Annotated in this window: 13 protein-coding genes; 5 read left to right on the forward strand and 8 right to left on the reverse strand. The window is 47.6% G+C overall.

Annotation, left to right across the window (positions count from 1 at the left end; genetic code table 11):
* Positions 1 to 12: 12 nt before the first annotated feature.
* From X794_RS00565 to X794_RS00590, 6 genes are all read right to left on the reverse strand, one after another.
* A complete protein-coding gene (locus tag X794_RS00565; protein WP_041344450.1) occupies positions 13 to 3,201 on the reverse strand; it encodes a PAS domain S-box protein in 3,189 nt (1,062 codons plus the stop codon).
* 78 nt (positions 3,202 to 3,279) lie between these two features.
* Positions 3,280 to 4,671 (reverse strand): cobyrinate a,c-diamide synthase, encoded by a 1,392-nt coding sequence (locus tag X794_RS00570; RefSeq protein WP_011308761.1) that lies wholly within the window; start codon positions 4,669 to 4,671, stop codon positions 3,280 to 3,282.
* 39 nt (positions 4,672 to 4,710) lie between these two features.
* On the reverse strand, positions 4,711 to 5,127 hold the full coding sequence (locus tag X794_RS00575; RefSeq protein ID WP_011308762.1) for a secondary thiamine-phosphate synthase enzyme YjbQ: 417 nt from the start codon (positions 5,125 to 5,127) through the stop codon (positions 4,711 to 4,713).
* Positions 5,120 to 5,491, reverse strand: coding sequence for a response regulator (locus X794_RS00580; protein ID WP_011308763.1), 372 nt, complete (start codon positions 5,489 to 5,491; stop codon positions 5,120 to 5,122). The genes X794_RS00575 and X794_RS00580 overlap by 8 nt, the downstream gene beginning before the upstream one ends.
* An 80-nt stretch (positions 5,492 to 5,571) precedes the next feature.
* A complete protein-coding gene (locus X794_RS00585) occupies positions 5,572 to 5,964 on the reverse strand; it encodes a response regulator (protein WP_011308764.1) in 393 nt (130 codons plus the stop codon).
* Positions 5,965 to 6,108: 144 nt separating this feature from the next.
* Positions 6,109 to 6,681, reverse strand: a complete 573-nt coding sequence (locus tag X794_RS00590) for a rhomboid family intramembrane serine protease (protein WP_011308765.1) — start codon at positions 6,679 to 6,681, stop codon at positions 6,109 to 6,111.
* A gap of 106 nt (positions 6,682 to 6,787) precedes the next feature.
* Here X794_RS00590 and X794_RS00595 point away from each other — a divergent pair, with 106 nt between their 5' ends.
* Complete coding sequence (locus X794_RS00595) at positions 6,788 to 7,747, forward strand: ornithine cyclodeaminase family protein (RefSeq protein ID WP_011928732.1); 960 nt, start codon at positions 6,788 to 6,790, stop codon at positions 7,745 to 7,747.
* A 3-nt stretch (positions 7,748 to 7,750) separates the two neighbouring features.
* On the opposite strand, the gene X794_RS00600 is transcribed toward X794_RS00595, so the two are convergent.
* Positions 7,751 to 7,963, reverse strand: a complete 213-nt coding sequence (locus X794_RS00600) for a hypothetical protein (protein ID WP_011308767.1) — start codon at positions 7,961 to 7,963, stop codon at positions 7,751 to 7,753.
* A gap of 89 nt (positions 7,964 to 8,052) precedes the next feature.
* Entirely contained in the window at positions 8,053 to 8,472 is a 420-nt protein-coding gene (locus X794_RS00605; protein ID WP_011928731.1) for a type IV pilin protein, read from the reverse strand.
* 132 nt (positions 8,473 to 8,604) lie between these two features.
* On the opposite strand from X794_RS00605, the gene X794_RS00610 reads away from it, so the two are divergent.
* From X794_RS00610 to X794_RS00625, 4 genes are all read left to right on the forward strand, one after another.
* Positions 8,605 to 9,297 carry a response regulator transcription factor gene (locus X794_RS00610; RefSeq protein WP_011928730.1) on the forward strand — a complete coding sequence of 231 codons (693 nt, stop codon included), beginning with the start codon at positions 8,605 to 8,607 and terminating at the stop codon, positions 9,295 to 9,297.
* Between the two features lie 2 nt (positions 9,298 to 9,299).
* Positions 9,300 to 11,045, forward strand: coding sequence for an ATP-binding protein (locus X794_RS00615; RefSeq protein ID WP_011928729.1), 1,746 nt, complete (start codon positions 9,300 to 9,302; stop codon positions 11,043 to 11,045).
* Between the two features lie 208 nt (positions 11,046 to 11,253).
* Positions 11,254 to 11,688: a methylglyoxal synthase gene (locus X794_RS00620; RefSeq protein WP_011308771.1), complete on the forward strand. Its 435-nt coding sequence runs from the start codon at positions 11,254 to 11,256 to the stop codon at positions 11,686 to 11,688.
* Positions 11,689 to 11,727: 39 nt separating this feature from the next.
* Positions 11,728 to 12,582, forward strand: coding sequence for a phosphate ABC transporter substrate-binding protein (locus X794_RS00625; RefSeq protein ID WP_011928728.1), 855 nt, complete (start codon positions 11,728 to 11,730; stop codon positions 12,580 to 12,582).
* The last annotated feature ends 20 nt before the right edge of the window (positions 12,583 to 12,602 follow it).

Consider the following 12,602-nt stretch of genomic DNA (forward strand, 5'->3'; position numbering starts at 1 on the left):
TATACAAAAAGGCTACCCGGCTGTTTGGTTAAGGCCGTCAGCAGGGGAAGCCGGCTTGATATCTGCAAACGGCAATTCAATGCGGAAAGTAGCCCCGTTTCCAAGGGTGCTTTCTACGGATATTTTACCGTGGTGTTCCTCGATAATGCCGTGGCATATGGAAAGACCCAGCCCGGTTCCTTTGCCAACCTCCTTGGTGGTAAAGAAAGGGTCAAAAATACGTTTCATATTTTCGGGGCTGATGCCCGGGCCGTTATCTGAAATACTGATTATGACGTGCCCGTTATGCTGGCTGGTCTTTATGGTTATCTGGGGGTGATCCTTAAGCCGCAGGAAAAACTCTGCATTGATAATAATATTTATCAGTACCTGCTGAATCTGGAAGAAGTCCAGCATTACCCGGGGCAGATCTGGATCCAAATCAGTCAGGCAGCGGATATTATTAATCCGGTGGTCATGTTTGCGTAATTCCAGTACCTTGTGAATGCTCAAGTTTATATCACCGGCTTCACGGGTGGGAGTATGCTGACGGGCAAAGGTAAGGAGGTTACGAACTATCTCGGCTGCCCGTAGTGCCTCGCGGTGAATGGTTTGGATATCTTCTTTTATGGATTCTTCCAGTTCATTCATCAGCAGCAATTCGCTGAAACCCACGATACCTGTAAGAGGGTTGTTTATTTCATGAGCCAGACCGGAAGCCAGTTCACCTACGGAAGCCATGCGGTCAGTCATAATAAGCTGCTGCTCCATCTGTTTGCGTTCAGTTATATCTACGCTGAGTATTATTATGCCCTGAATCTCGCCGGCATATCCGCGGAGTACCGCCCCGCTTATCTGGCTGAAGTATTCGGTCCCGTCCGAGCGTAAACACCGGAGCTCCAAATTGCGTACTTCATTCAGATGGTCTGCTTGGGTCAGGTATGCTCTGGCTTCCTCACGGTCTTTGGGGACAATAAATTCCAGCCCGTGTCGGCCTATTAATTGGTCTTTGCTGGTGCAGTGATTCATCTTTAGCATAGTTTGGTTTATTTCAGTAATGTATCCCTTGGCATCCATAACAACTATGCCTTCGTTAACCCCGTTGAACATACTGCGGATTTTCTCTTCCGAGGCTATCAGGGCATAATTGGTTTGTTTCTGCTGTGTAATGTCAGTGATAATGCAAATTTCGTTCAGCACAATACCATGCTCGTCAATCAGGGTAGAGCAGTTCACCATGACATCCCGGTATTGGCCGTCTTTGTGCAGCATGCGGCAATCTTTGTTGTAGATAATATCCCCTTGGTTCAGACTGGCAATATGTTTGCGGATTTCCTCTCGGAAAGAATCCTCTATGATATCCAGAAAATTTGTGCCAAGTATTTCAGCCGGGGTGTATCCCAGAATTTCCTCGATACGCATATTGCAGTCATTGATAATTCCGTTCGGGTCAAACGAGATAATTATGCTGGCGGCGGTTTCAAATATTGAGCGGTAGCGGTTTTCGCTGCGGGTAAGGGCATCACGGGCATTTTTCAGGCGGCTTATATCTGTAAAGGTGGTGTAAACCATATATGAATTTTCCTGATTGATATGGAACAAGGGAAGAGCAAACAGATTTACCCAGCGGATATCGTCAGAGCGGTTATTCTTAATGCCCATGAAAACATTACGTACCGCTTTTCCAGTCTTCAAGGCGACTATTACGGGATTTTCACCGGGCGGCATGATTGAGCCGTCTTCATGCACATATGTCCGGGCAGGGTCGGCAATGTTTGTGCCCAGCAGTTCGCTTTCGTGCTTCCCGAAAATGGCATTTGCCGCCGGGTTGGTTTCAATTATGGTGCCTTTATCATTAACATAAATAGCCCCCTGGGCCATAGTTTCAAACAAAGTGTGGTACTTTTCTTCGGACATGCGCAGGGCTTCTTCAGTATGTTTCAGCTCGGTAACATCTTCACCTGAGTACAGTATCGAAACTATCTGCCCGTCTTTGTTACGGATAGCGGTAGAATGCCACAGGATTACCTTTTCCTGGTCGTTTTTAGTCAGGATTACATCCATATAGCGTTCCGGCAAATCGGCTTTGCCGGATATAATCTGTTTGTACATGGAACGTTTTATCAGGCGGCGGTAGCCCGGTATAAACTTCTCAAACCAGTTTTGGCCCACAATTTCCTGATATTCATACCCCAGTATCTGGCAACCCCGTTTGTTAATCTGTGAAATAGTTTCATCTGCATTGAGGATAACTATAATTACGCCCGCAATATCCAGATAAAGCTGGGCTTTGTCCCGTTCTTCTTTCATCCGGGTTTCGGTTTTGGCAATTTCCTGACGGTGGCGTATTTTTTCCACCCCCAGCGATATATCTTGGGAAACCTCACGCAGAAGGGAGACTTCTTCTCTTCCGAATACGTCAGGGTTATTTGAATAAACGCATAATATTCCCAGCAATTCATTCCCGAAATCAATAGGCGAACAAAGCAGACTGTGGCAATGCTGGCAGTGTGGGGCAGAGTTATCAGCCGGTTGGGTTTGAATATCCGGCACTACTATCAGACTGCGGCTTTTAATAGCCTGCTGTATCGGTTCGCCGGGTAGGTGCAGGCAGTGCTGGGCGGGGCATTTTTCGGTTGAAAGGCGGGATTGCCCGTTTACAGCGTGATAACGGGGTTCAACTACCAGCTGGTCAGGGGGCGCATAGCCTATCCAGGCTACCTGATATCGCCCGGCATAAACCAGCCTTTCACACACCCGTTCCATCAGCTCTTCTTCGTTATCTATATGGGTAATGTGGTGGTTGATGTCCCGTATCATGGAAAGTATCTGATTGAGTTCTTCCTCATGGCTGATAATCCGGCTATGGTTGTGAATTATAAGGCTTACCAGCCAGCTTGCACCCAAAGTTACTAATACAAGTATAAGGATAATTGGTTCAAATATGCCGATTGTAACCAGCAACAGCATGCCTGTAATCAAAATGCCGCTTGCCCAGAGCATGGAAAGTTTAATTCCCCAGCGCCAGGTGGCAATGGCAACGATGATTATGATTGTAGCTGCTTCTACGCTGGTGGTAAAAAGTTCCCAATTGGGGTTTTGAAGGAGGTCTTGAGGGGATAAAACCGAATATAACCCTAATGCGATTACCAGTATGGATAATCCGGTGACGTATCTGAAGTACTTATCTCTTAAAAGAGAGGGGGGCTTTTGGTTTGTCACTAATCTGTTTTCCCCTCCCGCCTGTTGGTTTATATTAAACCAGAACCGACTTAATTATTCAAAACAGAGTTAAAAGGGTTAAATTGTACAAAAATCTTTGGAAATACGAATAAAATTCTTTGCCAGGTCGGGATTTGTGCCGAAATGAAGGTGAAGATAACTGGCCAGTACGTTAGTACTGCCCCCTATGATAAAGCCTTCATTTTGGCCGACAAATTCGGCTGGTTCCAGCAAGGTATAGGCAGGTTTGGTCTGGGGTGAGGGCAGCTTTGACCAGTGGAAAATGTGGCCGCGGAGTTCTGTGCCTTTGGCAGACAGGATATTGTCATTTTGCACCGCTGCTCTGGTATATCCCAGACGGTGAAGCTTCTTCTGCATAACGGATATGCCAGGTAGCAGTCCCAGCATTAAGTATTTAGTACTATCAAAATCTTCTATAGCCTCGGATAAATACATAAGCCCGCCGCATTCGGCATAAATGGGCATGCCATCCGCCGCCGCTTTGGTCAGTGTGTCTTTCATGGGCTGGTTGGCACTCAGTTCAGCGGCCATTATTTCCGGAAAGCCGCCTCCTATATATATGCCGCCGATATCCGGAGGCAGGCAGGTATCATGCACCGGGCTGAAATAACAAAGCTCTGCCCCCCAGTCGGACAACATATCCAGATTAGCCTGATAATAAAAACTGAAAGCTTCATCTTTGGCTACGGCTATGCGGGTAACGGGGCAGGCTGGAGTTTCTGGGAACAGACAAGGCAGGGGTTTCTCAGGCAGGGGTGGGGCATTGCGGGCAATTTCCAGAATACGGTCAATATCTATAGTGCTTTCAATACGGGTAGCCAGATTTTGGATAAAGGTTTCCAGTTCTCCGCCTTCAGAGGTAGTTTTCAATCCCAGATGGCGTTCCGGTATGACCAAATCTTTATTGCGAAGCAGGTAGCCTATCACCGGGGTTGAGGCATATTTTTCAATTGCTTTGCGGCAGATTTCATAATGGCGCGTACTCCCTGCCTGGTTGAGTATAACGCCGGCAATATTTATACGGGGATCCAGATTTTTATAACCCAGAACTATGGCGGCAGCACTTTCAGCCATATGTGAAATATTTACCAACAGTATAACAGGGGCTGAGAGTAACCGGGCTATTTCGGCTGTAGACCCTCCGGGGCGTTCCCCGCTGTATCCGTCATACAGTCCCATAACGCCTTCTACCAGAGCTATATCCCGGTTTTTCAGACCGTGAAAAAATACCTCTGTCATAGCGTCTTTACTTAGCATCCACGAATCAAGGTTATGGCAGGGATTATTTGAAGCCAGAGTAAGGTATCCGGGGTCTATATAATCAGGGCCGCACTTATAGGCGGCTACTTTGTGTCCGCGTTGGGCAAGGGCGGCAGTAAGGCCGCTGCTTATGGTAGTCTTGCCGCTGCTTGAAGAAACTCCGGCTATAACAATACGGGGGAAATTCATATTGCAGAGTATATCACTCTATGTTTATTTGCGTAAAGCTTACTTTTCCTTGAGGATTTTTATATTCACTGTACGTTTCCGGGGACCATCAAATTCAGCAAGGTAAATACCCTGCCATGTTCCCAACAGTATCATTCCTTCTTCTATAATCAGGTTCAGGCTGTTTCCCATCAGGCTGGTTTTGACATGGGCGGCCGAGTTGCCTTCGGCGTGAAGGAAGGGAGTAACGGAAGGGACTATCTGTTCAAGCTGGGCTTTGATATCGGTGATAACGTCAGGGTCGGCATTTTCGTTTATAGTCAGTCCGGCAGTAGTGTGAGGGACAAAAATAAGGCACAGGCCGGAGGTAATACCGCTTTGGTGGATAACAGAACGAATCTGGGGGGTAATATCTATAAATTCGGTTTGGCTGTGGCTGGGTATTTCAAGACGGTACAGGGGCAGGGCATCAGTCATGCTTGATAAATTCACTCACCTTGTTGCGCAGTTCCTGGGGATTAAAGGGTTTGGTAATATAGCCGTCCGCACCCAGCTGTTGGCTGAGTTTCTTGTTCAATTCGTAGCCCACCCCGGTCAGCATAATAATAGGAGTGGAACTGGTTTGCTTGTCACCTTTGAGCATGCAACAGGCCGCCAACCCGTCCAGTTTGGGCATCATGATATCCATGAGTATCAGGTCAAAATTCTGCTCGCGTGATTCTTTCACGGCTTCTTCGCCATTTCTAGCCTGAACTATCTGATAGCCTTTGTCCAGTATGCTGCAAACCAGCTGCCTGATGTGTTCTTCGTCATCAGCTATCAGTATTTTTATTTTGGACATGACTGCCTCCCTGAGATACCGGAAATAATAAGTAATAGTATATCATCCGGAGATAAAAAAAAGATAAGTTTTAAAAAACCTTAGTTCTGTTCCCCAAGTTTTTGGAAAGTTTCGGTGATTATTGTCTTAAGATCGTTGGGGGTGAAGGGTTTGGGTAAAAAGGGTTGGCCGGTGGCATCCAGAAAACCCCGGGTGGTCTCATCCAAAAGGTCACCGGTTGTGAATATAATCCGTTTGGCGATATTCGGATAATGGTTCAGCACGTATGCGTACAGGTTTTTACCATTCATAACGGGAGTGCGTATATCTACCAGACAGAGGTCAAATGTATCTCTCTGGATAAGTGATTGACCTATCTGTCCATTTATAGCTATGGTGACATCAAGCCCCATGCCTTCCAGAGTGCGCAAGCATACCTGGCATATGGAGGGTTCGTCTTCAACTACCAGTACCCTGTATTTTTTATCAGTCATAGAGTCCTGTCTGTTGGAAGGAAAGTTTGGATTGTTAGAATGGGTAATGAATTTGTACTAATGGTATTGTACCACAGAGTTGCCAGCTGTCAATAGAGAGGTATAGTAAAGTGTTAAAAAGGCAAAAAAGAGGTCAAAAAATACTTAAAACTTGAATTTACCCTGCTGGATAAGGTAGCCGCAGGCAAGCCCGACGAGTAATCCCCCCAGATGTCCCTGCCAGGCAACCGACGGAAGGAAGGACAGGATAATAAAGCTGCCAATGACTGCAATCCAGAGAGGGATGGGTATTGGCAGAGGGAAGACCATAACCTTGGAGTTCGGGCGAAGTACTGCCAGAGCTCCGCCAAGTGCAAAAACCGCCCCTGAAGCACCTATTACATATCCGTATGAACCGGCGTTTAGTAGTATAAACAGCAAACTGCCTGCCAGACCGCCCCCGAAGAATATTATCAGCCAACTGCGCTGGCTTATCATCTGGAGCAGGGCATTGCCGAAGAAATACAGGGTGAGCATATTGGCAAAAAGATGCCAGAGGTCTGCGTGGACAAACAGGCTGGTTACAATAGTCCAAGGGTGGCTGATGGCGGTTGCAGGTTGAAGCGCAAGGTACGGCCCAAGCTGAGGAACGAAATTAACCCCGAAGAATACAACCACGCAGGTGATTATTATCAGAAGTATGACATCCGGCTGGTTACGGTAGTTTGAAAATTTCATATGCAGTAATTCTGACAGTTTTATCCAAGGTGTGTCAAATTTTTATTGACAGGCGGATTTGAGTGGCACTAAAGTCTTATCAGTAAGGTATTGATGAGGTGAAACTATGCCCACGCTTATTCTCTCCCGTAAAGATATTTCCGGACTGATTTCCATGCCGGTGGTTATACAGGCAGTAGAGCAGGCTTTTAAGGACTGGGCGGTGGGGTTGGCGGATATGCCCTCTAAAGTGTATCTGACACTTCCCGGAGGGGATTTCAGGGCTATGCCGGCCTCCTTGCCGGGTGCGGCCGGAATAAAATGGGTAAATGTCCATCCCGGAAACAGGGCTTTGCATATGCCTACCGTAATGGGGCTTATAATTTACTCTGATCCGGATACCGGTTATCCGTTGGCAATTATGGACGGCACAGATATTACCGCTTACCGCACCGGGGCGGCAGCCGCCATTGCCTCAAGGTATTTGGCCAGACAGGATGCCACTACGCTGGGAATTATAGGGGCGGGGCGTCAGGCCATTACCCAGATAATGGCCCATAAGGTGCTTTTTGAACTTAGGGAGATACGGGTGTACGACATATCTCCTGATGCGGGTTTAAGACTCATAGAGTATTTCCCTGATCTGAATATAAGGCAAACCAGCCTTGAAGAAACTGCCGCTTCAGATATAATCTGTACCCTTACTACTTCAACCAAACCGGTCTTGTTCTTAAAACACTTAAAACCCGGTTGCCATATAAATGCGGTCGGGGCGGATGCCCCCGGCAAACAGGAGCTTGACCCCCTTATCCTCAAGCAGGCGGTAGTGGTGGTAGATGATATGGACCAGGCAATCCATGCCGGTGAGCTGAATGTGCCCGTGAAAGCGGGTGCTTTTAATAAGGAAATGGTCAAGGCCAATCTGGGGCAAATATTGATGGGGGGAAAAAGCGGACGCAGCTCAGTCAGGGATATAACCGTATTTGATTCTACCGGAGTGGCCATTGAAGATATCGCAGTAGCCAAATGGCTGTATCAGAGGGCAAGTAATCTCGGAACCTTCCTGAGTCTGCCGTTGGTGGAGTAGGCTTCAGGACTGGGTTTTTTTAGAGGGTGTCTGCTTGGGGGCTTTGAGATTTACTTCTTCGGCAGAGAAGGGCGAATAACCCTGAATGATTTCATCTTCAGTAGTTATTACCAGTTTACCGCCGCACTGGGCACAGCTTTGGTGGCGGGCATTTAAAAGCGCCCATCCGTGATAATGCCCCCCGCACTTGGTACATACTGCTTCTGGTATTTGCATACTATTATATTACCATTAAGGTAGATATAACCTGTCAACTACTTTATAGTTACTATTTTAAGAAAATAGTAACTATTATCCGGCAGTTGCTACTGCCAGGCACCATTTACGAAAGTGAGACCTGCCCAGTCACTGTCTTCGGGCATTTCAGCACTTGCTATCAGCCCTTTTTCATCTAGAGTATATATACCGATAACCGCACCCATAATAAAATTATGAACTGGCAAGCTGACGGAAGGTGAACCGTAGGTAACACTGGAGGTATGGCCGGGTCCTACCGTGCCTCCGTCATTCAGGGTATTTGTTTTCACATCTACCATAGCGGACAGGACTGCCAGACGGACATTTGCCAGTTCGGTATTGGCTGACTCTACCTTGCCCTCGTGCATAAACTTGATTACATTGGGGATTACCACTCCTGCCAATGCTCCCAATATGGCCACAACTACCAGTATTTCAATGAGTGTAAAACCACTTTCACGCTTGAAAATGTTTAGCGGCATTTTCATAAATCTCCCCCTGTGCTTGCACCTGTCCACATTTATATCTCCAATAGTACTAAAATTTAGTCATCAGTTGCAATACCCTTTTATTAAAGTGCTTGTCTTGCTGAAAATACCCGCTGGCTTTATACTTTAGCCATGCCTGAGCATAAAATATTGGTAGTTGAAGATGATGCCACTCTGCGGGAACTTTTGTGTTATAACCTTGCCAAAGAAGGGTATCAGCTGGAATGTGCTGAAGACGGGCTGAAGGCACTTAGTGTTTACCGCCTGTTTAAGCCGGCACTGGTTATACTGGATGTTATGATACCGGGTATAGACGGCTTTGAACTCTGCCGCCTTATCCGCGCCGAGAGCAGTGTTCCCATACTTATGCTGACTGCCCGTTCAAGTGAGGCAGACAAAGTAAACGGGCTGGAAGCGGGGGCGGATGATTATCTATCCAAACCCTTTGGCATGAAGGAACTGCTGGCCAGAATGAGGGCTCTCCTTCGCCGCAGCCAGATGTTGAACTCTCAGGCAGATATAGCAGGCGGGCTGAAGATAGGCGATTTGGAGATATTTATTGAACGCCATCTGGTAATACGGAACGGAGTTGCTCTGGATTTTTCCCCGAAAGAATTTGACCTGTTTAGCTTTTTAGTGCAGAACCGCTATCGGGTTTTCAGCCGGGAACAACTGCTGGAAAAGGTCTGGGGTTATGACTATCCCGGCGGTACCCGTACGGTGGATGTGCATATAAGCTGGCTTCGCCAGAAGATAGAGGTTGATCCCTCCAAACCCCGCCACCTGATAACTGTCAGGGGAACCGGCTACAAGTTTGAGGAGTAGATATGACCAGAAGCCTTAAATGGCGTTTGATAACTCTGTTCTGCCTGCTTATTGCCGGTTGTGTGGGTATACTGAGTATTTTTCTTTCCAATCATCTGGAAAATTCGTATATGGATAACCTGCAGTCACGCCTGATACAGGAGGTTACCCTGTTTTCACGGGTAGTGCCTGAATATATCACCGAAAGCCCGGATAGTTTTGATGCCGGTGTAAAGAAACTTGGGGCTTCGCTGGATATAAGGCTGACCGTGATTGCCCTTGACGGACAGGTGCTGGCAGATTCACTCCAGTTGCCTTCGGAAATGGAAAACCACTCTACCAGAATTGAGTTTATTGATGCCCTTGCAAGCGGCATCGGCATAAGTATTCACCCATCTGCCAGCCTGGGGTATGAAATGCTGTACGTGGCTACTCTGGTTAAAAGCGGCCAAGATGTGCTGGCGGTAGCGCGGGTGGCTTTGCCGGTGGAAGAGGTGTACGCTGCCGTACGGGAGGTAGACCGTACTATTCTGCTGGGTGCGGTAATAAGTATACTGGCGGCCGGTCTGCTGGCGGTTTGGGTAGCGGCCAGTGTTACCCGTCCGGTTAAGGAACTGACGGCTATTTCCAGGCGTATTGCCCAAGGGCAAATGGATACCATTCAGATAGATGTAAGCGGCAAAGGGGAAATGGAAGAGCTGGCAAAGGCCTTTCGGCTGATGACTGAGCGCCTGCGTGACAGCATAAAAGCTGTCAGTTCGGAGCGTGACCATCTTTCGGCGGTACTGGAACGCATGGGGGACGGCATTTTCCTGCTGGACCGTGAGGGTTCAATAAACCTTTTAAATCACGCTTCTGAGCGAATATTCAAACTGGAAGCTGGCGGAGTAATAGGGCATAGCTTTGTGGAAGCGATACGTGACCATGAAATAAACGCTGTTTTTGAGCGTGCTAAATCCTCCGGCAAACAGGAGATGGGTTTTGTAGAGCTTACCGCAGGCAAGCGTTTTCTGGGCATTATTGCCACCCCTCTGGTCAGCCAGTCCGGTTATCTGGTGCTGGTGCAGGACCTTTCGGAGCTTCGGCGGCTGGAAAAGGTTAGGCGGGATTTTGTAGCCAATATTTCCCACGAATTACGTACACCCATTACCTCTCTTAAACTGTTAACAGAAACCTTGCAGGAAGGAGCGGCATCTGACCCTGATGTGGCGGCCGGTTTTATTGATAAAATCCACCTTGAGGTAGATAAACTGGCCCAGCTGGTTACGGAATTAAGTGATCTCTCTGCTATAGAAAGCGGGCAGGCGGTTTTGAACCTCCAGCCGGGAGATATAAGAACGGCTATCAAACTGGCGGCTGAAAGGCTTAGTCCTCAGGCAGAACGGGCGGGTATAATTCTTGGGGTAGAGCTGCCTGAAACCCTGCCGCAGGTAAGACTGGACGAAAACAGGGTTGAGCAGGTACTGGTTAATCTGGTGCATAACGCTATCAAGTTTACTCCCAAAGGCGGAAAGATAAAGATTGGTGTCCGTACTCAGAGCCAAACACTGGTAGTATATGTAACTGACAGCGGCATAGGTATACCCGAAGATGATTTAACCCGGGTGTTTGAGCGTTTTTACAAGGTGGACAAATCCCGTTCCGGTGGGGGCACAGGTTTGGGGTTGGCTATTTCCAAGCATATTGTGCAGGCTCATGGCGGGAGTATTTGGGCAGAGAGCGTTTATGGCAAGGGAGCTACCTTTAGCTTTAGTTTGCCGCTAGCCTGAGGAATCCCTAAAACCCGGTAGCGCCAGCCAGTTTGAATAAAGCTGGCTTTTTTGTTTTCCGAAATAGTCCTCAGTATCTATTAACTAAGGGTATCCTGAAAATTTTACATAACCTTAACATGTTCTTTATATGGTCTTAATCTTTAAGCATTAAACTGATAGTGTGAATAAGGAAAGAGGAAATGAAACAAGAAAGGAGGTGAATATAATGGAAAGAATAACTTTAGCTCTGGTAGCCCATGATAACAAGAAGCAGGAAATGGTTGAACTGGTGAAGAAGCATGAAACAGACTTGGCAAGCCTTAATCTGGTAGCCACCCGCACCACCGGTAAGCTGATTCAGGCAAGCACAAGTCTGAATGTTACCCTGTTGCAAAGCGGCCCTCTGGGAGGTGACCAGCAGATTGGTGCCATGGTAGCCAGCGGGGTAGTAACCGCTATCATATTTCTTCGTGACCCCCTGACCGCCCAGCCCCATGAACCTGATATCTCCGCCCTGATGCGCGTGTGTGACGTACATAATGTACCCTTAGCTACCAACGTATCTACCGCTGAGGCTGTATTGCACCTTATATTCGAGCATCCGGAGGAACTTAAGGAGCATAGGCTGAAGAGCCAGCTTTTAAATAGTCTGAATAGCTAATATAAGCTCAAAAAAGAAGTAAAAGAAAAAGGAGAAAAATTGAACAAGATAGCAAGTAATAAAAAGATTATGTTGCCTGTAACTGCCATTATGCTGCTGGCACTGGGCGTGGCTGGTTGCGGTAATGATACCGACGATAACAACGATGACAATACCACCGCTCTTTCAGGGACTATCAACGAAGCCGGTTCTACCACTGTCCAGCCTCTGGCTGAAAAACTGGCAGCTGCTTTCACCGCCCTGAACCCGAATGTCAAAGTGGTAATTGGCGGCGGCGGTTCGTCAGTGGGCGTTAAGTCTGTAACTGAAGGCACTGTAGATATCGGTGCGGCTTCCCGTGACCTGAAGGATACCGAAACCGGTCTGACTAAACACCTTCTGGCCAAAGACGGTATTGCCATTGTGGTTCACCCTGATAATACCGCCGTTAATAACCTGACTATAGACCAAGTAAGGGATATCTTTTCAGGGGTTATTACCAACTGGAGCCAGGTAGGCGGCCCTGACAAGGCTATCCATGTAATGGCCCGTGAAGAGGGTTCGGGTACCCGGACTGCCTTTGAGGAATTGGTAATGGGTGCTGATGTGAGGATTGTAACCAATGCTGTTCTTCAGAACTCCAACGGGGCTCTTAAGACTGCCCTTTCCGGTGATAAAGATGCCATAGGCTTTATCTCCTTCGGCTACATAGATTCTGCTGTAAAAGCCCTGAGTATAAACGGCATAGCGGCCACCTCCGAGAATGGTAAAAACGGTACCTACCCCATAATCCGCCCGCTTTACTTCCTGACCAAGGGTACCACCAGCGAACTGGTGCAGGCCTTTATAGACTATTGCCTAAGTGATGCAGTCCAGCAGATAATAACCGAAGAGGGTTACTTATCCGTAAACTAAACCACGGCGGGTCAAATCAG

The organism is Dehalococcoides mccartyi CG5 (genome assembly GCF_000830885.1).
Lineage (GTDB): Bacteria > Chloroflexota > Dehalococcoidia > Dehalococcoidales > Dehalococcoidaceae > Dehalococcoides > Dehalococcoides mccartyi_B.